Source organism: Planotetraspora phitsanulokensis (genome assembly GCF_016863295.1).
GTDB classification, from domain to species: Bacteria; Actinomycetota; Actinomycetes; order Streptosporangiales; family Streptosporangiaceae; genus Planotetraspora; species Planotetraspora phitsanulokensis.
In genome coordinates this window covers 123338-144871 of sequence record NZ_BOOP01000022.1, presented here as the reverse complement: position 1 = coordinate 144871, position 21534 = coordinate 123338, and the positions used below count along the sequence as shown (strand labels likewise).

The 21534-nt window shown below is 68.6% G+C and carries 26 protein-coding genes; 10 read left to right on the top strand and 16 right to left on the bottom strand.

Annotated elements, in window-relative coordinates:
* The first annotated feature begins 45 nt into the window (after positions 1–45).
* The 3 genes from Pph01_RS24460 (at position 46) to Pph01_RS24450 (ending at position 2149) form a co-directional block, all read left to right on the top strand.
* A complete protein-coding gene (locus tag Pph01_RS24460; RefSeq protein ID WP_239116975.1) occupies positions 46–837 on the top strand; it encodes a helix-turn-helix domain-containing protein in 792 nt (263 codons plus the stop codon).
* A 74-nt stretch (positions 838–911) separates the two neighbouring features.
* A complete protein-coding gene (locus Pph01_RS24455; RefSeq protein WP_204075489.1) occupies positions 912–1379 on the top strand; it encodes an SRPBCC family protein in 468 nt (155 codons plus the stop codon).
* Positions 1380–1414: 35 nt separating this feature from the next.
* Complete coding sequence (locus Pph01_RS24450) at positions 1415–2149, top strand: metallophosphoesterase (protein ID WP_204075488.1); 735 nt, start codon at positions 1415–1417, stop codon at positions 2147–2149.
* Positions 2150–2151: 2 nt separating this feature from the next.
* Here the strand turns inward: Pph01_RS24450 and Pph01_RS24445 are convergent, their stop codons facing one another.
* Both Pph01_RS24445 and Pph01_RS24440 read right to left on the bottom strand, forming a co-directional pair.
* A complete protein-coding gene (locus Pph01_RS24445; protein WP_204075487.1) occupies positions 2152–3105 on the bottom strand; it encodes a DUF2637 domain-containing protein in 954 nt (317 codons plus the stop codon).
* A gap of 157 nt (positions 3106–3262) precedes the next feature.
* The gene (locus Pph01_RS24440) at positions 3263–3697 is read right to left on the bottom strand and encodes an ester cyclase (RefSeq protein WP_204075486.1); all 435 of its coding nucleotides are present in this window, start codon (positions 3695–3697) and stop codon (positions 3263–3265) included.
* 260 nt (positions 3698–3957) lie between these two features.
* Between Pph01_RS24440 and Pph01_RS24435 the strand changes: the two genes are divergently transcribed.
* The gene (locus tag Pph01_RS24435; RefSeq protein WP_204075485.1) at positions 3958–4266 is read left to right on the top strand and encodes a sigma factor; all 309 of its coding nucleotides are present in this window, start codon (positions 3958–3960) and stop codon (positions 4264–4266) included.
* 37 nt (positions 4267–4303) lie between these two features.
* Here the strand turns inward: Pph01_RS24435 and Pph01_RS24430 are convergent, their stop codons facing one another.
* From Pph01_RS24430 to Pph01_RS24420, 3 genes are read right to left on the bottom strand one after another with little or no spacing between them, the layout of a single operon-like run.
* The gene (locus tag Pph01_RS24430; protein WP_204075484.1) at positions 4304–4804 is read right to left on the bottom strand and encodes a hypothetical protein; all 501 of its coding nucleotides are present in this window, start codon (positions 4802–4804) and stop codon (positions 4304–4306) included.
* Entirely contained in the window at positions 4801–6315 is a 1515-nt protein-coding gene (locus Pph01_RS24425) for an ATP-binding protein (RefSeq protein ID WP_204075483.1), read from the bottom strand. The genes Pph01_RS24430 and Pph01_RS24425 overlap by 4 nt, the downstream gene beginning before the upstream one ends.
* Before the next feature lie 7 nt (positions 6316–6322).
* Positions 6323–6997: a response regulator gene (locus Pph01_RS24420; protein WP_204075482.1), complete on the bottom strand. Its 675-nt coding sequence runs from the start codon at positions 6995–6997 to the stop codon at positions 6323–6325.
* Between the two features lie 187 nt (positions 6998–7184).
* On the opposite strand from Pph01_RS24420, the gene vanY-N reads away from it, so the two are divergent.
* The 3 genes from vanY-N to Pph01_RS24405 all read left to right on the top strand — a co-directional run bounded on the left by vanY-N (position 7185) and on the right by Pph01_RS24405 (position 9354).
* Positions 7185–7907, top strand: coding sequence for a D,D-peptidase/D,D-carboxypeptidase VanY-N (vanY-N, locus tag Pph01_RS24415; RefSeq protein ID WP_239116974.1), 723 nt, complete (start codon positions 7185–7187; stop codon positions 7905–7907).
* A 201-nt stretch (positions 7908–8108) separates the two neighbouring features.
* Positions 8109–8351 (top strand): M15 family metallopeptidase domain-containing protein, encoded by a 243-nt coding sequence (locus Pph01_RS24410; RefSeq protein ID WP_204075481.1) that lies wholly within the window; start codon positions 8109–8111, stop codon positions 8349–8351.
* Between the two features lie 7 nt (positions 8352–8358).
* On the top strand, positions 8359–9354 hold the full coding sequence (locus Pph01_RS24405) for a D-alanyl-D-alanine carboxypeptidase family protein (RefSeq protein WP_204075480.1): 996 nt from the start codon (positions 8359–8361) through the stop codon (positions 9352–9354).
* Between the two features lie 138 nt (positions 9355–9492).
* Here the strand turns inward: Pph01_RS24405 and dnaB are convergent, their stop codons facing one another.
* Complete coding sequence (gene dnaB / locus Pph01_RS24400; protein ID WP_204075479.1) at positions 9493–10860, bottom strand: replicative DNA helicase; 1368 nt, start codon at positions 10858–10860, stop codon at positions 9493–9495.
* Positions 10861–11160: 300 nt separating this feature from the next.
* On the opposite strand from dnaB, the gene Pph01_RS24395 reads away from it, so the two are divergent.
* Positions 11161–12486: an MATE family efflux transporter gene (locus Pph01_RS24395; RefSeq protein WP_239116973.1), complete on the top strand. Its 1326-nt coding sequence runs from the start codon at positions 11161–11163 to the stop codon at positions 12484–12486.
* Positions 12487–12497: 11 nt separating this feature from the next.
* On the opposite strand, the gene Pph01_RS24390 is transcribed toward Pph01_RS24395, so the two are convergent.
* The 7 genes from Pph01_RS24390 to rpsF all read right to left on the bottom strand — a co-directional run bounded on the left by Pph01_RS24390 (position 12498) and on the right by rpsF (position 17031).
* A complete protein-coding gene (locus Pph01_RS24390; RefSeq protein WP_204075478.1) occupies positions 12498–13241 on the bottom strand; it encodes an amino acid ABC transporter ATP-binding protein in 744 nt (247 codons plus the stop codon).
* A complete protein-coding gene (locus tag Pph01_RS24385) occupies positions 13238–14257 on the bottom strand; it encodes an amino acid ABC transporter permease (protein ID WP_239116972.1) in 1020 nt (339 codons plus the stop codon). The genes Pph01_RS24390 and Pph01_RS24385 overlap by 4 nt, the downstream gene beginning before the upstream one ends.
* Positions 14254–15126 carry an ABC transporter substrate-binding protein gene (locus tag Pph01_RS24380; RefSeq protein WP_204075477.1) on the bottom strand — a complete coding sequence of 291 codons (873 nt, stop codon included), beginning with the start codon at positions 15124–15126 and terminating at the stop codon, positions 14254–14256. The genes Pph01_RS24385 and Pph01_RS24380 overlap by 4 nt, the downstream gene beginning before the upstream one ends.
* A gap of 191 nt (positions 15127–15317) precedes the next feature.
* Positions 15318–15764 carry a 50S ribosomal protein L9 gene (gene rplI, locus Pph01_RS24375; RefSeq protein WP_204075476.1) on the bottom strand — a complete coding sequence of 149 codons (447 nt, stop codon included), beginning with the start codon at positions 15762–15764 and terminating at the stop codon, positions 15318–15320.
* Between the two features lie 17 nt (positions 15765–15781).
* Entirely contained in the window at positions 15782–16018 is a 237-nt protein-coding gene (gene rpsR, locus Pph01_RS24370) for a 30S ribosomal protein S18 (protein ID WP_061256131.1), read from the bottom strand.
* Positions 16019–16110: 92 nt separating this feature from the next.
* On the bottom strand, positions 16111–16647 hold the full coding sequence (locus Pph01_RS24365) for a single-stranded DNA-binding protein (RefSeq protein ID WP_204075475.1): 537 nt from the start codon (positions 16645–16647) through the stop codon (positions 16111–16113).
* A 93-nt stretch (positions 16648–16740) separates the two neighbouring features.
* Positions 16741–17031: a 30S ribosomal protein S6 gene (rpsF, locus tag Pph01_RS24360; RefSeq protein WP_203952761.1), complete on the bottom strand. Its 291-nt coding sequence runs from the start codon at positions 17029–17031 to the stop codon at positions 16741–16743.
* Positions 17032–17209: 178 nt separating this feature from the next.
* On the opposite strand from rpsF, the gene Pph01_RS24355 reads away from it, so the two are divergent.
* The gene (locus Pph01_RS24355; protein ID WP_204075474.1) at positions 17210–17539 is read left to right on the top strand and encodes a hypothetical protein; all 330 of its coding nucleotides are present in this window, start codon (positions 17210–17212) and stop codon (positions 17537–17539) included.
* Between the two features lie 68 nt (positions 17540–17607).
* Here the strand turns inward: Pph01_RS24355 and Pph01_RS24350 are convergent, their stop codons facing one another.
* The gene (locus tag Pph01_RS24350) at positions 17608–17787 is read right to left on the bottom strand and encodes a hypothetical protein (protein ID WP_203884513.1); all 180 of its coding nucleotides are present in this window, start codon (positions 17785–17787) and stop codon (positions 17608–17610) included.
* Positions 17788–17963: 176 nt separating this feature from the next.
* On the opposite strand from Pph01_RS24350, the gene Pph01_RS24345 reads away from it, so the two are divergent.
* The gene (locus tag Pph01_RS24345) at positions 17964–18758 is read left to right on the top strand and encodes a deoxyribonuclease IV (protein ID WP_239116971.1); all 795 of its coding nucleotides are present in this window, start codon (positions 17964–17966) and stop codon (positions 18756–18758) included.
* Positions 18759–18843: 85 nt separating this feature from the next.
* Here Pph01_RS24345 and Pph01_RS24340 read toward each other — a convergent pair whose 3' ends face one another.
* Both Pph01_RS24340 and Pph01_RS24335 read right to left on the bottom strand, forming a co-directional pair.
* On the bottom strand, positions 18844–20073 hold the full coding sequence (locus tag Pph01_RS24340; protein WP_204075473.1) for a glycosyltransferase 87 family protein: 1230 nt from the start codon (positions 20071–20073) through the stop codon (positions 18844–18846).
* Positions 20074–20217: 144 nt separating this feature from the next.
* Positions 20218–21525 (bottom strand): glycosyltransferase family 87 protein, encoded by a 1308-nt coding sequence (locus tag Pph01_RS24335; RefSeq protein WP_204075472.1) that lies wholly within the window; start codon positions 21523–21525, stop codon positions 20218–20220.
* Between the last annotated feature and the right edge of the window lie 9 nt (positions 21526–21534).

Below are 21534 nucleotides of genomic sequence, written 5' to 3'. Positions count from 1 at the left end.
TGAGGTAATCGATTGGGAGCGGGGTCGATGGATAGCGTCTGGGGCGTGACCGCAACGCAGCTCCACCAGCGGCCGTTCGGCGAACTGCTCCGTCAATGGCGGGAACACCGGCGGCTGAGTCAGCTCGAGCTCTCGCTTCAGGCCGAGATCTCCACCCGGCACGTCAGCTTCCTGGAGACCGGCCGCGCCAAGCCCAGCCGCGACATGGTGCTGCATCTCGGTGAGCACCTGTCGCTTCCACTGCGTGAGCGCAACCACCTGTTGCTGGCCGCCGGCTATGCACCGGTGTACACCGAATCGCCCCTGGACTCTCCACATATGGCCGCCGTCTGCGCGGCGATCCGCCAACTGCTCACCGCGCACGAGCCGTACCCCGCCGTCGTGGTGGACCGCGGTTGGAACCTCGTCGACGCCAACGAGGGCATCGGCCGGCTCACCGAAGGGATCGATCCCGATCTGCTCGGGAACGTCCTGCGGGCGAGCCTGCATCCCGACGGGCTCGCCCCGCACATCGTCAATCTGGGCGAGTGGCGCGCCCACCTGCTCGGACGGCTCAGGCGGCAGATCACCCAGACTGCCGATCCCGAACTGGGCGAGTTGTACGCGGAGCTGCTCGACTACCCCTGCGACCAGCCCGAGCCCGAGGTCGAGCTGCCGGGCCCCGGCGACATCCTCGTCCCACTGCGCGTCAGGCTCGGGGACCGGGAGTTGTCGTTCTTCAGCGTCGTCGCGACGTTCGGGACCCCGCTCGACGTCACGGTCGCCGAGCTCGCGATCGAGTCGTTCTTCCCCGCCGATCCGGACACGGCGGCCTTCCTGCGCGACACCCCTTTGTGATCATCTCGCGCTTCCCCGAAAACGGCGGATCTTGTCACAATTTCAGGACATATCACGCTTAATCAGGAGGCCGAGTGTCGAACAGGGTGCTGACCCACGAATTCCACGTGGAGGCCGCGCCGGAGAAGGTGTTCGAGCACCTGACCACTCCCGAGAACTACATCGGCCTGTCGCCGCTCGTGGTCGCCGTCAGCGACGTGGACCGTTCGGAGCCGGGGGTCATCAGATACACGGCCGTCGAACGGTTCCGGTTCCTGTGGGTGATCACCCACGACAACCCCATCAGGGTCGCCCTTCGCACCGACGGCCTGTCGGTGCACGGCGAGGTGCGCAGCCCCGGGCGCATCCGGATGGCCTACCACTTCGACCTCGAGGCGGACGGCACGGGCACGCGGGTGCACGACCGGCTGGACATGACGGCCCCGTGGATCCTCGTCGGGTTCGCCGCCGGCGAGGCGCGCAAGGTGCAACTCGCCCGCGCCCGCATCCTGGCCGAGCGGATGTCGGGGGCGGCGGCCTCTGGCACACGGCCTGTCGCGTGAGAGTCTGAGGAGACCGATCAGCGGAGGTATCCCCCATGCTCGTGCTCGCCCATGTGAGTGACATCCACATCGACGGATCCGAACGGAGCACCGAACGGGCCGCCCGCGCGCTCGACTACGCCAGGGCGCTGCACCCCGACGCGATCCTGCTCACAGGGGACATCGCGGACCACGGCGCGGTCGAGGAGTACGAGATCGTACGAGAGCTGATCGAGGGCGACGACGTCCCCCTCGTGCTGTGTCCCGGCAACCACGACGCCCGCGGCAACCTGCGGAAGGTGCTGCTCGGCCTCGACGGGGACCACCCGGCCAACCAGGCGCTCAACCTCGACGACGCCACGATCGCGCTGTGCGACTCCAGCATCCCGGGCCGTCCGGAGGGACGGCTCGACGACGACACGCTCGACTGGCTCGACGGAGTGCTGAGCGCCACTCCGGGTGTCCCCGCCTTCGTCGGCATGCACCATCCCGCCGCCGAACTGGGCATCCCGTACGTCGACGACATCCGGCTCCGCGAGCCTGAGCGGCTCGCCCGGGTGCTGGGCCGCCACGACCATGTCGTGGCGGTGCTCGCCGGGCACGCGCACACGGCCGCCGCCACCACGTTCGCCGGACTGCCGCTCCTCGTCGCACCGGGCGTGGTCAACACGGGGCTGCTGCCGTTCGAAACCGACGCGCTCCCGCCCGTCGACCTCACCCTTCCTCCGGCCATCGCCATCCACCTGCTCGACGACGGCCGGGTCACGACGCACTACCGCCCGGTGCCCTGACTTCAGCCGTCCTTGGTGTCGTTGAGCACCTCTCTGCGCAACCTGCGCCCGTGCGGCTCGGACAGGCCGAGCGCACGGCCGATCGCCGCCCCGGTCATCTGCGGGTCCTGCGCGAGCAGTGCGGCCACCTGTGTACGGCGATCGCCGCTCGCCTGCTCCTCTTCCGGTACGGCCTTGCCCTGCCGATCGGGCCGCTCGTCCCAGGGCCCGATCGCGGAGGGCATGTGTTCACGGACCGCGGTGCGCTCAACCCGTTCACCGCGCTCAGCCCGTTCAGCGCGATCGGCCGATTCAGCGCGATCGGCGCGATCGGCGCGATCGGACACCCGATCCTGCACCGCCGAGGAGTCGGTGAGGCTGGCGGCGAATGCCCGCCTGGCCTGACCTGCGAGCCCGCCCCTGCCCATCAGCTCACGATCGCCCACGACCGGCCGCTCGCCTGGGGCCTGCGGAGCGGAGACATCGTCCACAGCATCCGGTACCGCGAGCGGTCTCGTCGCCGCGACCGACTCCTCGACCGCGACGGCCACGCGCTCGGACACCTCCCGGCCGGACCGGATCACCCACATCGTGAGCTCATAGGCGATCACAAGGGCGATCGCCGGCCACGCCGCAAGCGCCGCGGCGAGCGCACCGCGCTCGATTCCGTGCAGGACGTTCGCCGCGAGCGTGGCGGCGATCCCGAGGGCGAGCGCCCATCGAGCGAGCGCGGGCACCTTCAGCTGATAGCGGGCGCACCACAACAACACCATCGAGCTGGCATAGATCATGCCGTCGACGGTGACCGGGACCAGGTGCGCCGAGAGCTCATCCTCGGCGCCGTATCGCTCGATGACGGCGACGGCGTGCCAGTAGCTGACCCATCCGGCCACCGCGGCCACTCCCAGGACCACGACCGTCATGGAAACGCGGATGAGGCGATCGCCGACGCTGTAGGTGTGCCCTGTGATGCTCACGGGGACGATGGTGTCATGCCGTAATGTCAGATATATGACTTTCGGATGCCCCTGAGTTTGCTCCATGGTCATCTTCACCGACGCCACCGCCGGGTATCCGGCCCGCGGAAGGCAGTCCAGCGGCCCCTCGCGAGCCGGTCAGGTGCAGCTCGAGGTACTACGCCTGGATGAGGCCGAGTTGCCGCAGCTGTGAGTAGACGTCGACGACTCCCCAGACGTCGGTGACCCGGCCGTCGGCGAAGCGGGCGATGAAGATCTCGTTATAGGTGACGGATCTGCCGGTCGGGGGCATGCCCCGGTATTCACCGGAGTTGGTCCCGGTGACCGTCTGCCGGGCGACGATCTTGTCACCCGCGGCGATCAGGTCCTCGACCGTTACGCGAATGTCGGGAAACGCGCGCAGGAGGATCTCCCATACGCGCTTTTGTGCCTGCACCGCGGTCACGTCAGTCCGCTCCGCCGCGTGGAACCGCCCGTCCGGGTGAATGAACTCGTCGATCGCCTTCGAGATGATCTCCAGGTCGCGGCTGTTGATCGCCTCGTGGAAGCGGTGGTACGTCTCCTTGTTGCGTGCTTCCTGCGCCGTTGACATGTCGCCTCTCCTTAGATCGCGATGATGCGGTCATAGATGCTCACGATGGGACGCCTGGCCGTGAAACCGGGCGTCTCGGTAGTTACCAACGAGATAGCCCCTCGGACTGTGAGGTCGGTGTGTCGCCGAGGTGCGTCGTTGGTGGGCAGACGGTGGCGACGCCGACCCCACATTCGAAGGGGCTGTGTCGTTGAATCGGTGAGCACGGATGCGATCAGGGGAGCCGCAACACCACATCCGATCCGGGTCGGAGCGTGATCATGAGCGAGCGGCGTCAGCTCATCGGTCTCGCGTACAGGCTCGTCGGATCCCTGGCCGAGGCCGAGGACGTCGTCCAGGAGACCTATGCCCGCTGGTACGCCATGCCCCAGCAGCAGCGGGAGGCCATCGAATCCCCCGGCGGCCGGCTGACGAGGGTCGCCAGTCGCATCTGTCTCGACCTGCTCGGCTCGGCCCGCGCCCGACGCGAGAGCTACGTGGGCGAATGGAACACGATGGATCCCGCTGACGCCAGATCTCGTTCCAATTCACTTCGAGTCCCACAGCCTCTGCACAAGATCCTTCCTTAGCGCCAACGGCTGTACCGCTGTTCCCCGAGGCCGCCGGTTACCCCGGGCAGTTCCGGGGGCCGACGCTCTGCCCAGCACCGACGACGGTGACCTGGGCAGGGCTTTCCGGCGCCGGGGCGGCGGCGGCCGTGCACACGATCTGCTCGACGGCCAGTGTGGACAGTTCGCCGACCGGAGTGGACACGGTCACCACCAAGTGGCCGGCCGGCTTGGCGGTCACCGAGAACGGGCCGGCTTCGGGCGGGACGTCGGTGGTGAGTCCGTGCGCCTGTTCCCTCGCGGTGGGTCCGGCTGCCAGCAGCGCGAGCGTGTCCGCTTGGAACAGTGGACGACCACCGGCCCCGGGCACGGGCCGCGTTACCGCGCTGAGTCGGCCGTTCTTGACCAGGTAGAGGGTGATCGTCGTGGTTGGTGCGACGGCTCCGCTCGGCGGGTCGCCGGCGGGTATGGCGTCGCTGGGTCGCACGCCGCAGCCGGCCACGGCGACGAGCGATATGAGGCCCGCGGCGAGCACGCGGCGGGCGAGCCCGGTCCTCACTCGGGGCCTCCGTCCGGATCGTGTGCCCAGCGTGGCAGGCGCAGCGTGAACATGGCGCCGCCGTCCGGGGCGTTGGCGACGGTGAGGTCGCCTCGGTGCAGGCGCGCGTTCTCCCGCGCGATGGCCAGGCCCAGGCCGCTGCCCTCGGACCTGGCCCTGGCCGCGCTGGCCTTGTAGAACCGGTCGAACACGTGCAGCAGCACCGCTTCGTCCAGCCCCGGTCCGTGGTCGCGGACCTCGAGAGCGATCCAGTGCGGGTCGGCGCAAAGCCGTACCGACACCGGTGGCTCGCCGTGCCGCAGGGCGTTGCCGACCAGGTTCGCGAGGATGACGTCCACTCGGCGCGGGTCCAGCCGTGCCGTCACCGCAGGTGGAAGCTCGGTGTGCACCAGCTCCGACCAGCCCCGGGCACGCAGGGTCGCGCGCACCAGCTCGGCCACGTCGACCTCGTTCAGCGCGAGGGCCGCGACGCCGGAGTCGAACCTGCTGATCTCGATGAGGTCGTTCACCAGCCCGGTGAGGTTGAGCGTCTCCTGGCTGACCAGCCTGGCGGCCCTGCCGGCGGGCTCGGGCAGCCGGGCCGCCTCCTCGTCGAGGACATCGGCGACCGCGGCGAGCGCGGCCAGCGGGGTGCGCAGCTCGTGGGACACGTCGGCCACGAACCGGCGGGCGTCGGCCTCCATCTCGCGGAGTTGCTTGACGTGCCGTTCCAGCTCCGCGGCGGTGTTGTTGAACGTGCGTGCCACGTCGGCCAGCTCGTCGGAGCCGCGCACCGCGATCCTGGTCCGCATCTCGCCCTCCCCCAGCAGGCGTGCCGCCCGGCCGAGCTCGCGCACCGGGCGCAGCACGCCACGGGTGGCCAGCAACGCCAGGACGACCGCGAACGCCAGGGCCGCCCCGCCGATGAGCCAGGCGGACACGGCGAGCCCGTCGATGCTGTGCTTTTCGGCAAGCAGGCTGTGCAGGGCGTAGACCTCGATGCCGGACACCTGCGTCTTCTCGTCCTGCTCGACGATCACCACCGGCGCTCCGATGACCAGGTACGGCTCGCCCTGCCACACCACGCGTTGCCACGCGATGTCGCCCCCGGCCACTTTCTCCCGCAGCGACAGCGGAATCGCCCCGGGATCCAGAACCGGCGGGTTTCGGCCCGGCCGCGGCGGTGGAATCACCCCGGGATCCAGATTCGGCGCGTTCTGGCCCGGCGGCCTCTGGCTCCCCGCCGTCGCGTGCACGCCGTTGTAGAAGGCGATCGCGAGGCCGCTCTGGTCGGACACGGTTTCGGCCATGTCGGAGAGCTCGTCCGGGCCCGGCGTCGCGGTCCGCAGCGGGAAGAGCTCCTCCACGCGGCCTCTCATCGCCTGAACCGCGGCATCCTGGGCCCGCTGCAGGATGTCGTTGCGGGCCTGGACGTAGATCCCGCCGGCCACCGCCGCCGCGGTGACCACACACAGCAGTGCGAAAGCGAACAACAGCCGGGCACGCAGCCCCAGGCTCGGCCGAGGTGCCACCGGCGGCTCACACCGGCCCGAACCGGTACCCGAACCCACGCACCGTCTGCACGTAGACGGGCGCCGCCGAGTCGTCCTCGATCTTCGCGCGCAACCGCTGCACGCACGCGTCCACGAGACGCGAGTCGCCGAAATACCCGTGCTCCCACACCGACTCCAGCAGCTGCTGGCGGCTGTGCACCCGGCCCGGCGTGCCGGAGAGCTCGAGCAGCAGGCGCAGCTCGGTCGGGGCGAGGCTGACCGGCACGCCGCGTTTGGCGACCACCAGCCCGGCCCGATCGATGGTCAGGTCCCCGTGCCGCTCCAGCTCCGCCTGGTCCCGGCCGATCCGCCGGAGCACTGCGCCGATGCGTGCCTCGAGAACCCTGGGCTGCACCGGCTTGACCACGTAGTCGTCAGCGCCCGCCTCCAACCCGGCCACCACGTCCATGTCGTCGCCGCGCGCGGTCAGCATGATGATCGGTACCTCCCCGACGGCGCGGATGCGGCGGCAGACCTCGAACCCGTCCATGCCAGGCAACATCAGATCGAGCACGACGACGTCGGGAAGGTCCGTACGCAGCCGGTCCAGGCCCTGCTCGCCGGACTCCACCGCGCGCACCCGGTGCCCATGCCGGGTCAGGGCCAGCTCAAGGCCCTCCCGCACGGCCGGGTCATCCTCGATCAACAACACTCGCGACACGCCGCGTATCACAGCACGCTCCGTAACTCGCCCGCCGGTCAACCCCATCCACTGTCGGCCGGCCGTGTCCCCGCCTCGTCCGCGCCGTGTCATGGTTGTGTCACGGTCGCACCGACGGTCGCCGCCGTCGAGAAACGGTGACATGCGGCGGACAACGCGCACACATTCGGCGCCAATCGTATTCGTCATGAACGAGCCACGCACGATCCCGCCTCGGCCCCGTGACCGGCTGTTTGCCGCGATCACGCTGGTGCTCGCCGTGCTCCTGCTGCCTGCGGCGTTCGTTCGCCGTCCCGGCCGCGCCCGCGAACTGGCCTGCCGCTGGGCGTTGGGGATGCGGTTCCCGGCCGAGGACCTCACCGGGCTCACCGACGACGCCATGGCGGCGTTCACCGCAGCGCGCACCGAGGCGCTCTGGCGTCACGGCCAGCTCATCGGCCTCACCTCGGGATACCGCGATCCCCTTGTCCAACAACGGATGTTCGACGAGGAGGTGCGCCGCTCCGGTTCCCCGGCCTCGGCACGCTTGCTCGTGCTACCACCGGCGGAATCCAACCACGTCCAGGGCATCGCGCTGGACGTGCGCCCGCACGAAGGCGCGCGCTGGCTGGAGGAACACGGCGCCCGCTACGACCTCTACCGCATCTACGACAACGAGTGGTGGCACTTCGAGCACCGCCCAGACAGCGGCGGCACGCCACCACGACGACGACCCCACCCCGGCGTGGGCTACGTAAGGTGCTGGCAACACCGCACTGCGCTGACTGGAGGCATGAGCCACAGCGAGCCGGCACGAACAACAACCCGTTGGATTCCCGGGATCCTTGTCGCCGGCCCGCTAGTCGTCATCGCGGCGATCACCGGCACACTCGACGGCCGACGGTTCCAGCTACACCTCCCCGGATACTGACCCGCCCCACCCCGTGGGGCGCTCGCGGCCCCGAGCGCCGCACGGGATCCCGATGGCGGCACAACCAGCCGCGGAGGCACCTCGTCACCTCGGCGCCGGGCTGTCGATCGCGTGAGATCTGGGCGTTCCCCGGAGTATCAGAATCAGCCTCTTCGTGAGGCGGTTTCCGAGTACGGATCCGAACAGGAAGCCGCCCGGTGGGTGGCCACCGCGGACACGTCTGCTCACGTGTCGGGGGACGCGGTCGACATGGGGCCCTTCGATGCCACGGCGTGGCTGTCCGAGCACGGCGCCGAGCACGGGCTGTGTCAGATCTACAGCAACGAACCCTGGCACTACGAACTGCGCCCCTCAGCCATCGATGACAGCTGCCCGCCCATGTACGCCGACCCTACGCACGGTCCAGGTGGGCGCGAGAAGCGCGCCCCGGTCTCCCGGAGGTGAACAGCCCTTGCTGTCTCGTCTTTCTCCCACTACGCGGGTGCTCGGCGTCGTCGTGTCCGCCGTCCTCGCCGCCGGAGGCTGGCTGGTCTACAGCGGCGCGCAGACCCAGCCGGCGTCGTTGCCGAACTCCGGGCCGGCGCCGAGCACCCCGGCCCGGCAGACGGCCCGGCCGTCTGCTCTGCCTCGGCCGTCTGCTCTGCCCTGGCCGTCGAGGGGACAGGCGGCGGTCGAGGTCACCGGGCAAGCAGACAGCCTCAGGGTGCACGGCGAGCAGCGGCCCGTGCCGATCGCGAGCGTCACCAAGGTGATGACTGCTCTGGTGATTCTTCGCGACCACCCGCTCGCCAGGAACGCCGCAGGGCCGTCCATCCGGGTCGACCGGCAGGCGGCGATCGAATCAGGCAACCGAGAGGAGTCCACGGTGCCGATCGCCGAGGGCCAGAGCTTCACCGAGCGGCAGCTTCTCAAGTTGATGCTGATCCCCTCGGGGAACAACGCCGCACGTCTGCTGGCCCGCTGGGACGCCGGCTCGGAGCGGGCCTTCGCCATAAAGATGAACGCGGCCGCCGCCAAGCTGGGCATGAAGAACACCACCTACACCGGCGCGAGCGGATATGAACCCACTACGGTCAGCACGGCGGTGGATCAGCTCAAGCTGGCCAGGCAGGCCATGAAGAACCCAGTGCTGCGTGACATCGTCGCCACCGCCAAGATCACCATCCCGGGCATCGCGGGCGAGATCGTCAACACCAACAAGCTGCTCAGGCTGCCTGGGGTAGTCGGTCTCAAGACCGGCACCAGCACGCCGGCGGGCGGAGCGCTGCTGTGGGCCGTCCGTCCCACTTCCGGGGACCGCGACCGGCTGATCCTCGGGGTGGTCCTACGCCAGGGCGACCCCGACGACACGCTCCAGGAGAAGAAGGAGGCCGCGTTCGTCGCGAGCAGGAAGTTGATCGTGGCGGCCCGGCGATACCTGAATCCTCAAAGAACGCCGATTTCGTGAATGCCCGCCCGTTCATCCCCTCTCGGGCGTCTTATCTACATGGCCGAGAACTCCCGAAGCTACGGCGAGCCGCAAAGTAGCGGTCTAACCACAGATCAGCGCGGTAGGGACTCCTGAGCTCGTGCTGCGCATTATCGGTCAGTGGGTGGCCATGTCGACGAAACGGCTGTAGTGGCCCTGGAAGGCGACCGTGACCGTGGCCGTGGGGCCGTTACGGTGCTTGGCCACGATCAGGTCGGCTTCTCCGGCCCTGGGGGACTCACGCTCGTAGGCGTCTTCCCGGTGCAGCAGGATGACCATGTCCGCGTCCTGCTCGATGGACCCGGACTCACGCAGGTCGGACACCTGGGGCCGCTTGTCGGTGCGTTGCTCGGGACCACGGTTGAGCTGTGAGATCGCGATGACCGGGACCTCGAGCTCCTTGGCGAGCAGCTTGAGGGCACGCGACAGCTCCGAGACCTCCTGCTGGCGGCTCTCGGTCTTCTTGGGCGAGCTCATCAGCTGGAGATAGTCGATGATCACGAAGCGGAGATCGTTGCGCTGCTTGAGCCGGCGACACTTGGCCCGGATCTCCATCATCGACATGTTCGGGGAGTCGTCGATGAACAGGGGCGCCTCGGCGACCTCCCCCATCCGCCGGGCCATCCGGGTCCAGTCGTCGTCGCTCATCATTCCGGAGCGCATGGTGTGCAGCGCGACCCGGGCCTCGGCGGAGAGCAGTCGCATCGTGATCTCGTTGCGCGACATTTCCAGCGAGAAGATGACGGTGGTCATGCCGTTCTTGATTGCCGCGGACCGCGCGAAGTCCAAACCCAGAGTCGACTTGCCGATGGCAGGTCGAGCCGCCACGACGATCATCTGGCCCGGGTGCAGGCCGTTCGTCAGGGCGTCGAGGTCCTGGAAGCCGGTGGGGACGCCGACCATCTGGCCGCCGCGGCTGCCGATCGCCTCGATCTCGTCGAGCGCGGCGGGCATGATCTCCGAGAGGGGGAGGTAGTCCTCCGACGTGCGGCGCTCGGTGACCTTGTAGATCTCGGCCTGGGCGCGGTCGACGAGGTCGTCGACCTCCTCACCCTGCCCGCCGTACCCGTAGGAGGCGATCCTGGTGCCGGCCTCGATCAGGCGCCGCAACACCGCCTGCTCTCGCACGATCTTGGCGTAGTAGCCGGCGTTGGCGGCCGTGGGGACGATCGCCGTCAGCGTGTGCAGGTACGCGCCGCCGCCGACGCGGGCGACCTCACCCCGCTTGAGCAGGTCGTCGAGGACCGTTACGGAGTCCGCGGGCTCACCACGGCCGTAGAGGTCGATGATGACGTCGAAGATGATCTGATGGGCCGGCCGGTAGAAGTCGTCGGACCGCAGCACCTCGACCACGTCTGCGATGGCGTCCTTCGACAACAACATGCCGCCGAGCACGGACTGCTCGGCCTCGATGTTGTTCGGCGGGGTCCGCTCGAACGTCGAGTCCGAATCCCCGGGACCGCCCGGGAAGTCGATCACGCTCATTCTCACACCCCCTACCCAGCGGCCCCACCATCCCCAAGTTGTAGTGGCCGAGTCCGACAGTTTCCCGGCCCCGGCCACCTGACGGCAACTCGACCTGTCGACAAGGTTGTGGACAACCTGTGCGATCTCTGCTGGTCAGATGTGGGAACCCTGGGGACAAGCCTGTGGACGAGCACGATCTCTCCGGAGGAAACCCCGGCTGACCAGGGACCTTGGTGTCCACCGGCTGTGGAGGAAAGAAAGTCCGCCCCGGCGGCCGATACCGATTGGGCATACGCCAGTAAGTTGCAAAATAGGTTCATGCCACTTACGACCGGAATGGGCCGAAACATCCGGCAGGGTCGCGTCCACGACAAGGAGATCCTGCGGCTGGCCGTCCCGGCGTTCGGGGCACTCGTGGCCGAACCGCTGTTCCTGCTCACCGATTCGATCATCGTCGGCCACCTTCCCGATCCGGCTCTCGGCGCCCTCGGTGTCGCCAGCGCGGCCCTCACCGCCCTCGTGGGCCTGTGCGTCTTCCTCGCATACGCCACCACCGCCGCCGTGGCCCGGCAACTCGGGGCGGGCGACCTGCGGCGGGCGATGCGCCAGGGCGTCGACGGCATCTGGCTGGCGGCCGCCATCGGTGTGGCGATCAGCGTGGCCTGCTGGCCTCTTGCGCCATTTATCGTACACCTGTTCGGAGCGACGGAAGAGCTCGCCGCGCTGGCCGTCACGTTCATGCGGGTCAGCCTGCTGGGCACACCGGGCATGCTGATCGTCCTCGCGGGGACGGGTGTGCTGCGCGGAATGCAGGACACCCGGACGCCGCTCCTGGTGTCGGTCGGCTCGTTCGTGCTCAACGGACTGCTGAACTTCTGGTTCGTCCTGGGTCTGGGGTGGGGGATCGCCGGATCCGCATGGGGGACGGTGGTCGCGCAGACACTGTCCGCCGCCATCTACCTCACGCTCGTCGTGCGGGCGGCGCGGCGGCACGGCGCCCCACTGCGGCCCGACCTGCCCGGCATGCGAGCCGCCGGCGCCGCGGGCTTCGCCCTCGTCATCCGTACGGCATGCCTCCAACTCGTGCTCCTCGTCGCGACGTCGCTCGCCACGAGGATGGGTGAGGACCAGATCGAGGCGCACACCATCGCGGCCCGGCTCTGGACGTTCCTGGCGTTCTCCCTTGACGCCATCGCCATCGCCGGCCAGGCCATCACCGGCCGCGCGCTCGGGGCGGGGGACGTCGTGGCCACGAGGACGGCCACCAAACGCATGGTCATGTGGGGCATTGTGTCCGGCGTCGTTTTCGGCGTCGCCGTAATCCTGGCGCGACCGGCCATCCCCGGGCTGTTCGACGCCGACGCCGCGGTCGGCGCCCAGTTGATGGCGGTGTTGTGGCCGGTGGCACTCCTTCAGCCGATCGCGGGCGTCGTCTTCGTCCTGGACGGCGTGCTGATCGGAGCCGGCGACCGGCGTTATCTCGCCTGGGCGTCGCTGTGGTCGACCCTCGTCTACCTGCCGTTCGCCGCGTTCGCGGGGAACCTACTCGTGTTGTGGCTCGCACTCGGCGCGTGGATGGTGGCGCGCATGATCACCCTGGGAACCCGCGCGTACGGCAGGGCCTGGCTGGTGACCGGGGCCTGATCAGCGAGTGGTCACAGCCGACCGGCGTCGAGCACCCGCTGCAGGAACCCGCGCGTGCGAGGGTGCTCAGGAGCGGTGAAGATCTGCTCGGGCGATCCGTGCTCCAGCAACACCCCGCCCTCGAGGAAGCAGACCGCGTCGGCGATGTCCCGGGCGAAGCTCATCTCGTGAGTCGCGATGATCATCGTCATGCCCGCGTCCTTGAGTTCACGGATGACGGACAACACCTCCGTCACCAGCGTCGGGTCGAGCGCGGAGGTGACCTCGTCGAGCAGGAGCAGTCGCGGCTGGGTGGCCAGCGACCGGACGATGGCGACCCGCTGCTGCTGACCCCCGGAGAGCCGGTCGGGATACTCGCCGGCCTTGTCCGCGAGGCCGAAGCGGGCGAGCAACTCCCTGGCCTCGGCCTCCGCCTGCTCGGGACGGACCTTGTGCACCTTGCGCGGTGCGAGGGTGACGTTGTCCAGCACGGTCATGTGCGGGAACAGGTTGTAGGACTGGAAGACCATGCCGATCCGCTTGCGGACGTCGTCCGGGTCGATCCGCACGTCCGTGATCTCCGAGCCGTCGAGGTAGATCGCCCCGTCGTCGATCGACTCCAGCAGGTTGACGCAGCGCAGGAGGGTCGACTTCCCCGAGCCGGAGGCCCCGATCAGGCAGACCACCTCGTGCGGAGCCACCTCGAGATCGATCCCGCGCAGCACGCTGTGGTGGTGGTAGTTCTTCCACACACCCTCGACGGTCAGCAGGCTCACAGGTGTCCTCCCGCCATCTGGCGTCGGGCTGTCCGCGCGGCGAGATGGTCGGTGAGCCGGGCCATCGGCACGGTGAGCGCGATGAACACCAGCGCCGCGCACATGTAAGGCGTGTAGTTGAACGTCTCGGCGGCATGGATCGACGCCTGACGCAGCGCCTCGAGCGGGCCGAGCACGGCGACGAGCGCGGTGTCCTTCTGCAGCGAGACGAAGTCGTTGAGCAGCGGCGGGATCACCCGGCGGGCGGCCTGGGGAACGACGACGTACCTCATCGTCTGCCCGTGACTGAGCGCCAGCGAACGCGCGGCCGCGCGCTGGCTGGGATGGACCGACTCGATGCCTGAACGGAACACCTCTGCGACGTATGCGCCGTAGGACAGCACGAGTCCGATGATGCCGAGCGTCACCGGGTCGCTCGGCGCACCCTGCAACGCCAGCGCGGGGATGCCGAAGCCGAACAGATAGATCAGCAGAATGGTCGGGATGCCGCGGAAGATGTCGGTGTAGAAGACGGCGACCGCCCGGAGCGGGAAGAACACCGGTGACCGCAAGGTCCGCACGAGCGCGACGACGAGGCCGACGATCAGGATCAGCGGCTCCGCGATCAAGAAAATCTTGACGTTGAGCAGGAACCCCCGCCACACGTCGGGGAACGCGTCGACGAACTGCGAGGGGCTGAAGAAGGTCTCCTGGACGCGCGGCCACCCGGGGGACGCGGTCACGCCCACGATCAGGACCGTGGCGACCACGATGGTGGACGCGGTGGCGACCGACGTCGACCGCCTCGCGCGCCGCCGCAGGTCGGCCTCCCGGCGAATCTGCCGATCGCTCTTCGTCCATTCGGCCAGAGCCGGGGGAACGGCGGAGCCCTCGGAGGCAGCGGCGGACGCGGCCGGGCCCTCAGAGGTGGCGGACGCGACCGGGCCGTCAGAGCCGGTGGGAACTTCGGGAGCGACAGACGCGGCCGAGTCGTCGGAGGGGGTGGGAGCGCCCGGGGACGCCTCTCCTCCGGTCACTTCAGCTCCGGCGCACCGGCGCTGCCGGTCAGCCACTGGGTCTCGATGGTGGCCAGCTCACCGGACGCCTTGAGGTCGCCGACGGCCTTGTCCACGCAGGAGGTCAGGCCGCTGCCCTTCTGCAGCAGCAGGCCGAACTCCTCCGGCGTCTCTCCGGTCGCCGCGAACTGGCCGACGATCTTTGAGTTCTCCACCTGGGCCGCGGTCACGTAGAACCCGGTCGGCAGGTCCACCACGATCGCGTCGATCTGCTTGTTCTTCAGCGCGCTGATCGCGTCGATCTGCTGGTTGTAGACGCTCGGGTCGGAGGTCGGCTGGATGACCCGCTGGACGGCCTGCAGTGAGGTGGTGCCCGCCTGCACGCCGATCTTGGCGTCCTTGAGCTCGGCCAGGGTCGTGGCGCCGGCGAACTTGGAGCCGTCGAGGGCGACCACGGCCTGCTTGACCGCGTAGTAGCCCTGACTGAAGTCGACGGCCTTCTGACGTTCGGGCGAGATGGAGATCTGGTTGACGTCGAAGTCGAACTTCTTCGGCCCCGGCGCGAACGAGGAGTCGAACGGCACGACCGCCCAGGTGACCTCGTCCTTGGTGAAGCCGAGCTTCTGCGCCACCGCGTAGGCCACGGCGCTCTCGAAGCCCTGCCCGTTGGACGGATCGTCGTTCTTGAACCAGGGCTCGAAGGCGGGCTTGTCGGTGCCGATCGTGAGCTTGCCCGGCGTGGTCAGCGGCAGCTGGTCCTTCGCGCAGGTCGCGGAGGCCGCCGGACTTGCGCCGCCCGGACTCGCCGTGGAGGTGTCGTTCGCCGGTGCGCACGCGGCCGCCGCCAGCGCCAGTACACCGAATGCCAGCAACTTCGAAGTACGGCGCATTCCAGCCTCCACCAGCATGATCTTCCACGAAATCCGCGAAATTGAATGGGAAGATACTAGCGTTCCGTAGTACCCCGCTTTACCTGGGGGGATTTGTCATCGCCTGACATCATCGCCTGGCATCCTCCCCGGAGACACGAAAAGACCCCCTCCCGCGACCGGGAAGGGGTCTTCGTGGAACCGCTGCCGGATCAGCCGGCGACGATCTCGACCTCGACCGTGGCGGCCACCTCGGGGTGCAGCTTGACGCTGACCCGGTGGGTGCCCAGGCTCTTGATCGCGTTGCCGATCTCGATGCGGCGACGGTCGAGCTGCGGGCCGCCGGCGGCCTTGACCGCGTCGGCGATGTCACCCGTCGTCACCGAGCCGAAGAGCCGGCCGGCCTCGCCGGCACGGGTCTTGAGCTTGACCTTGAGCGCGCCGAGCTGGCCGGCGACCTCCTTGGCGGTGCCCAGGTCGCGGATCTCGCGAGCGTCGCGCGCCTTCTTGATCGAGGCGATCTGGGACTCGGCGCCGCGCGTCCAGCGGATCGCGAAACCACGCGGGATCAGGTAGTTGCGGCCGTAGCCGTCCTTGACCTCGACGATGTCGCCAGGGGTGCCGAGACCGGAGACCTCAGTGGTGAGAATGAGCTTCATGTCCTGAGACTCCTTTCTTAGCGCGCGGTGCTCGTGTACGGCAGCAGGGCCATCTCACGAGCGTTCTTGATAGCGGTGGCCACGTCGCGCTGGTGCTGGGTGCAGTTGCCCGTCACCCGGCGAGCACGGATCTTGCCGCGGTCGGAGATGAACTTCCGCAGCAGCGCCGTGTCCTTGTAGTCGACGTAGGAGATCTTGTCGTGGCAGAACAGGCAAACCTTCTTCTTCGGCTTGCGCAGTGCCGGCTTCGCCATCGTGGTGCTCCTTTCAGAGCCCCGCATGATGCGGGAATGGTCGGTCGGTTTACTAGTGGTGATGTGACGAGAGACGCGAGATCAGGTGAGGGTTAGAAGGGCGGTTCGTCGCTGAAGTCGCCGCCACCGAAGCCGCCACCCTGGCCACCCTGGCCGCCCTGGTTGTAGCCGCCGCCCTGAGGCGACGGGGAGGCCGTCGCCCACGGGTCGCCCGCGGGGCCGCCGCCGAAACCGCCGCCGCCGCCGCCCTGACCGCCCTGACGAGTGGTCTTGTTCACCTTGGCGGTGGCGTTGCGCAGCGAGGGGCCGACCTCGTCGACCTCGACCTCGTAGACCGTGCGCTTCTCGCCTTCCTTGGTCTCATACGACCGTTGGCGCAGCCGTCCCTGCACGATGACCCGCATGCCACGCTGCAGGCTCTCGGCGACGTTCTCCGCCGCCTGGCGCCACACGTTGCAAGTCAGGAACAGGCCTTCGCCGTCTTTCCACTCGTTGGTCTGCCTGTCGAGGAACCTCGGAGTGGACGCGATGCGGAATCGGGCCACGGCTTGCCCCGTCGGGGTGAAGCGCAGCTCCGGATCGTCGACAAGGTTGCCGACAATGGTGATCGTGGTGTCGCCTGCTGCCATCGGTCGCTTTCGCCTTCCTATCCCGCCGGCCGAGCCTTCAGGGGCTCAGAGTACGGCTATCGCCCGACAAACCGCCGGGCTTCGCGTCACTGGTCAGTGAAGCTCGGGGCGGATGACCTTGGTGCGGAGGATGCCCTCGTTCAGGTTGAGCTGACGGTCCAGCTCCTTGACCGTGGCGGGCTCCGCGCTGAGGTCGACGACGGCGTAGATGCCCTCGGACTTCTTGGCGATGTCGTAGGACAGCCGGCGACGTCCCCAGACGTCGACCTTCTCGACGCTTCCGCCGTCGTTGCGCACGACGGTGAGGAACTGGTCGAGCGAGGGCTGCACGGTGCGCTCATCGAGGGACGGGTCGAGAATGACCATCATCTCGTAACGACGCATGTGGAATCCAACCTCCTCTGGACTCTTGCGGTCACGACGCCTTGCCGTGACAGGAGGACACTGCGCGAGGCCCGGAATGATCCCGGCCTATATCAGACGCAGCCGAACAAGGCTACCAGGCACCTGGCCGTACCTCGCCATGCGCGGCAAACTGGAGGAAGGAGAGGGGGTGGCCTCGATGCGAAACGTTCTTGGCCCCGCCGGTAACGCCGCCGGACGCGCACCCGGCAGGTTCACGCTCAACACCGACGGGGTCAGGCACCCCGCGGAGAACGTCATGACGGTGGCGACCCTGCTGATCGGCCTCCTGGCGTTCGTCACGGGTTTCATCGTGAGGGCCCACATGATCGCCTCCTGGGCGGGCGCGATCGGATTCCTCGGCGGCCTTTACACCCAGTACATCTCGGCGACGACGGCCCAGCGGAGCCTCATCATCGTCGGCATCGTGGCGTCGTTCGTCGGGGTGGCGCTCGGCATCTACCACGGCGGCTTCGTACCCGGCCCCTGATCGGGCCGCGGTACGCACCGGGCCCCGGTGCAGGTCCGGGGCCCGGCGTATGACGACGTCGTCAGCCGTCACCCTCCGCCGATGTGCAGGTCCACGCCGAGGAGGATGAGGAACCACAGGAAGATCGCGAGCAGGGCCTGGGCGATCTGCCTCAGCAGGGTGGGGGTGAGGTAGTCGTGCACCCACGCCACGTAGAGGCCGACCAGGATGTAGATGAGTAAGAGGAAGCTTCCCAGCCGATATCGCATGCTCGTCTCCTTGTATCATCGGCGCGCGGGTCGCAGGGCGCGTGCGACAGTGCGACTGCCCGGGTGTGCCCCCTTGAAACGCTCTTGGAAGACGTCTAGGGTTCGGCACTTTCCTTTTTGAGTCCTGTTGCTTCCGGATTACCCGGCGAGTGGCACGCGAGTGATGGAGGAACCGGATGGAAACGCATCACGGTGACCAGTCCCTGCGGATCGGGGCCCACGTCGACCAGGACGATCCCCTGGCGCACGCGGCTTCCCGCTCGGCCGACGTGGTCCAGTTCTTCCTCGGCGATCCCCAGGGGTGGAAGGGCCCGGTCATCCCCGACTCCGCCGACGCGCTCCGCGACTCCGACGTGGACGTCTACGTCCACGCGCCGTACGTGATCAACGTCGCGACCGCGAACAACCGGATCCGGATTCCCAGCAGGAAGCTCCTGGACGGCCAGCTGAAGGCCGCGGCGTCGATCGGGGCCAAGGGCCTGATCGTGCACGGCGGCCACGTGAACGCGACGGACGACCCGCAGACGGGTTTCGACAACTGGCGCAAGGTCTTCGAGCGCATGGAGTGCCCCGTCCCCGTGCTGATCGAGAACACGGCGGGCGGCGGCAACGCGATGGCCCGCAAGCTCGACCGGATCGCCCGCCTCTGGGACGCGGTCACATCGGGCGCGCCCGACCCGTCGGTCGTCGGGTTCTGCCTCGACACCTGCCACTTCCACGCCGGCGGTGAGGAACTGCTCGGCATCGTGGACAGGGTGATGGCGATCACCGGGCGGATCGACCTCGTGCACTGCAACGACTCGCGGGACGCGTTCGACTCGGGGGCCGACCGGCACGCCAACCTCGGCAGCGGCCAGATCGATCCCGAGGCGATCCTCGCCGTGTGCCGCGCCGCAGGGGCGCCGATCGTGGTGGAGACGCCGGCCGAGGGCCAGGCCGACGACATCGCCTTCCTCCGCAAGCACCTGTAGGGATATCCACAGCCTGTGGATCAATCTCTGGATTGACGCCCGGCGGGATGGGGTAGCCTCCGGCCCTCACCGGCCGGACCGCACGTCACGCGGTCGGGACGGCGTAGCGGCGGAGGCTCCCCGACGCCCATCTCGAATGCCCGGTGCCCCGCCAGAGCCGGACGAACGACACGATCGCGGCGACGACCAGGACGAGGTTGCGCGCGGCGAGCACGAGCGTTCCGGGCAGGTCACCCGTCCAGCTGTAGTCCTGTTCCAGCCACGGATACATGATCCCCGTCAGCAGGGTGGCGAACAGCACCAGCCATGCGACCGGTCGCTGTCCGGTGCCGCGTCCGCCCGGCCGTACGGTCAGGACGACCGCCGCGACGCCGGCCACCCAGGTCATGTACTGCGGTGAAAGCACCCTGCTGGTGACCACGAGGAAGAGCACCGCGGTGAGCGCCGCGTCGTAGTACGTCGCGGCGTCCGGTCTCGCCCGCACCCACCACACGGCCAGCAACACGAGAGCCGCCGGGGTCGCGAACAGGGCCAACTGTTCGGCCGTGGCCACCCCGGGCCCGACCGCCTCCATCGCGCCGTGCTGGTAGTTGGTGTAGCCGTCCCACCAGCCGAGCGCCCGTGCTAGCGCGAACGGGGTCGCCGCCGGCGACTCGATCTGCAGGCCCCTGTCCTCCTGGGCTGCTAGGAAGTCGAGGGCGTTCGGCATCAGCAGAACGGCCACCCCGCAGCCCACGGCGGCGACGGCGAGCGCTGATCCGGCGCCGGCGACGACCTCACGACCGCGCCGGAGCCCCACGAGCAGCGCGACCGGCCACACCTTGACGGCGAGGCCGACTCCGATCAGCATCCCTCGGATGACGGGGTCGGCCGACGCGGCCAGCGCCATCACCGCCACGAGCGTCACCGACAGGTCGTACCGCGAGAGCAGCAGCGGTCCCAGGAGTGCCGCACCCACGGTCCAGGCCCACAGCCCGGTGCGGCCGCCGCCGACCCTGTGGGCGAACCTCCACAGGAGGAGCAGTATCCCCAGGTCGCAGAGCAGCGCGACGAGATAGAAGTCGAGATGGTAGGTCCACGGCAGCAGGTGAGGGACGACCATCGGCAAGGCCGCGAGCGGGGGGTACTGCCATTTGTCGTCACCGGCCGGGAAGTGTCCGGCGAGCAGGGCCTGCGACCAGTCCCGGTAGAGCGCGACGTCGTTCTCGAAATGCCCGGCATGGCCGACGGGGATGACCTGGGTGACGGCGAGCAGCAGAACCGCTCGGGTCACCACCCAGGCGGTCAGCACCCGCCACGGGAGACTGTTCCGCACCTGACGCCTTACCTCCGGCATCCGATCAACGCCTTTCGGTAATCAAACAGCTACAGAGGGTGTGCTCCTCTGGTCTCCCGTGGGGAGCGTTCTGCACGCGGCCTGCGCCGGCGAGCCGTCCGCCCGCCTGGCCGTACGAACGGGTCAGGCGAGACGGGGCGGCAGGACGAAACGATCGGGTGCGCCGTCGTAGACCCCGCCGGACGGGTCGTCGGCCCCGTTCTTGCGGACGACGTCCGACTCCGGCCGCAGAACGTCCCTGACCACCAGCGCCATCAGGACGGCGATCGTGAGCGCCCTCGCCCACATCGACAGGAAGTACGGGGTGTCGCCGATGCCGAGGTTCGCGTGCTCCGGGTCCTGGGAGACGAGGTAGAGCCAGATCGAGAAGAAGTACCAGCACTCGGCCACCTGCCAGGCCACCAGCGCACCCCACTTGGGCCTGGCCAGCACCGCGAACGGCACCAGCCACAGCACGTACTGCGGTGACCAGACCTTGTTGGTGATCATGAATGCGGCGAGCGCGAGGAAGCATAACTGCATGAGCCGGGGCCTGCGCGGCGCGAAGAGCGCGAGCGCGGCCACGCCGAGCAGGAGCACGGCCAGCGCGCCCATCGCCAGCCTGTTCAGCAGATCCGGATCCGCGAGGACGCCCCAGTCCTTCCTCTGGAAGAAGAACCACAGGCCGCCCCAGTCGGCTCCGCGTTCGCTGCTGAACGTGTAGAACCGCTTCCAGCCGTCGAAGCTGATCAACATGATGGGCACGTTGACCAGCAGCCATGTTCCGGCGGCGGCGCCGGCCGTCTTCACGAAGGGGATCCACTTGGCCGTCCGGACCGTGAGCAGGAACAGCGCTCCGAAGAACATCAACGGGTAGAACTTCGTGGCGACCGCCAGGGCGAGCAGCACGCCCGCGAGGTACTGCCTCTCCCGGGCCCAGGCCAGCAGGCCCCCGAGGGCGAGCGCGCCGGCGGCCAGGTCCCAGTTGATGTAGGCGCAGAGGATGACAGCCGGGCCGATGGCGTACCACAGCGCGTCCCACTTCCGGGCCGGCCCGGCCAGCGCGGCCATGAGCAGGACGCCGACGACCAGCGCGATGCCCATGAGGACGACGGTGATGTCATAGAACGCCAGGCCGTCGCCGTGCGCCAGACGCCGAACCAGTTCCATGATCCCGCCGATGCCGACCGGGTACTCGACCGGATAGTCGACGTAGGGGATCTTTCCCTCGTTGAGGTGCTCGGCCCACCAGAGCGGATAGATGTCGGTGTAGCAGAAGTTGGTGTACTGCCCGACCCCGGTGTTCCAGGCGCCCCCGAATCGGCAGGGGGACTTCCACAGGAAGGCGAGCACGGCGCCGAGTCCGGCGAGGAGCCCCAGCGGCAGGTACGGCACTGCCCGCTGGACGACCCCCGGCACGGGGCTGGAAGCGTTCGCGGTCGGGGTTGTCATGGTGGGTAT

Excerpts from the sequence above, each read along its gene's own strand:
- Pph01_RS24365 (WP_204075475.1), bottom strand. The coding sequence starts at position 16,647 with ATGGCAGCAGGCGACACCACGATCACCATTGTCGGCAACCTTGTCGAC.
- Pph01_RS24335 (WP_204075472.1), bottom strand. The coding sequence starts at position 21,525 with ATGACAACCCCGACCGCGAACGCTTCCAGCCCCGTGCCGGGGGTCGTC.
- Pph01_RS24380 (WP_204075477.1), bottom strand. The coding sequence starts at position 15,126 with ATGCGCCGTACTTCGAAGTTGCTGGCATTCGGTGTACTGGCGCTGGCG.
- rplI (WP_204075476.1), bottom strand. The coding sequence starts at position 15,764 with ATGAAGCTCATTCTCACCACTGAGGTCTCCGGTCTCGGCACCCCTGGC.
- rpsR (WP_061256131.1), bottom strand. The coding sequence starts at position 16,018 with ATGGCGAAGCCGGCACTGCGCAAGCCGAAGAAGAAGGTTTGCCTGTTC.
- rpsF (WP_203952761.1), bottom strand. The coding sequence starts at position 17,031 with ATGCGTCGTTACGAGATGATGGTCATTCTCGACCCGTCCCTCGATGAG.
- Pph01_RS24395 (WP_239116973.1), top strand. The coding sequence starts at position 11,161 with ATGCCACTTACGACCGGAATGGGCCGAAACATCCGGCAGGGTCGCGTC.
- Pph01_RS24440 (WP_204075486.1), bottom strand. The coding sequence starts at position 3,697 with ATGTCAACGGCGCAGGAAGCACGCAACAAGGAGACGTACCACCGCTTC.
- Pph01_RS24450 (WP_204075488.1), top strand. The coding sequence starts at position 1,415 with ATGCTCGTGCTCGCCCATGTGAGTGACATCCACATCGACGGATCCGAA.
- vanY-N (WP_239116974.1), top strand. The coding sequence starts at position 7,185 with ATGAACGAGCCACGCACGATCCCGCCTCGGCCCCGTGACCGGCTGTTT.
- Pph01_RS24345 (WP_239116971.1), top strand. The coding sequence starts at position 17,964 with ATGGAAACGCATCACGGTGACCAGTCCCTGCGGATCGGGGCCCACGTC.
- dnaB (WP_204075479.1), bottom strand. The coding sequence starts at position 10,860 with ATGAGCGTGATCGACTTCCCGGGCGGTCCCGGGGATTCGGACTCGACG.
- Pph01_RS24350 (WP_203884513.1), bottom strand. The coding sequence starts at position 17,787 with ATGCGATATCGGCTGGGAAGCTTCCTCTTACTCATCTACATCCTGGTC.
- Pph01_RS24355 (WP_204075474.1), top strand. The coding sequence starts at position 17,210 with ATGCGAAACGTTCTTGGCCCCGCCGGTAACGCCGCCGGACGCGCACCC.
- Pph01_RS24435 (WP_204075485.1), top strand. The coding sequence starts at position 3,958 with ATGAGCGAGCGGCGTCAGCTCATCGGTCTCGCGTACAGGCTCGTCGGA.